This window comes from Psychrobacter sp. GP33 (assembly GCF_014119005.1).
GTDB lineage: Bacteria > Pseudomonadota > Gammaproteobacteria > Pseudomonadales > Moraxellaceae > Psychrobacter.
This window is the reverse complement of record NZ_JACGYX010000029.1, coordinates 1-243: the sequence shown is the minus strand read 5'-3', so window position 1 is coordinate 243 and position 243 is coordinate 1. Positions and strand designations below refer to the sequence as shown.

Genomic DNA, 243 nt, shown 5'->3' with positions numbered 1-243 from the left:
TGTACTCAAACTTGAAGAAAAGACAGCTGATAATGGCGATTGGTTTACAGTTGAGGGACTAAGCGACAAACAGCTAAGGCGAATTGCAGGTAATCCTAATTTTGTTGCCGATTACAATCATTTAGTAAAATCCACCAGTCCGGCAGGTCAAGATCCTAATGCATGGGAATTTGAGATGATCAATCGTCTAAAAAAAGACGCCTCTCAATTTAAGAAGCGTCCAATTCGAGAGTATCTTGACTA

At 39.9% G+C, this 243-nt stretch carries 1 pseudogene; it reads left to right on the top strand.

Going from position 1 to position 243, the window contains the following annotated elements:
• A pseudogene (locus tag H2245_RS11995) lies at window positions 1-243 on the top strand (replication initiation protein); the annotation flags it as partial.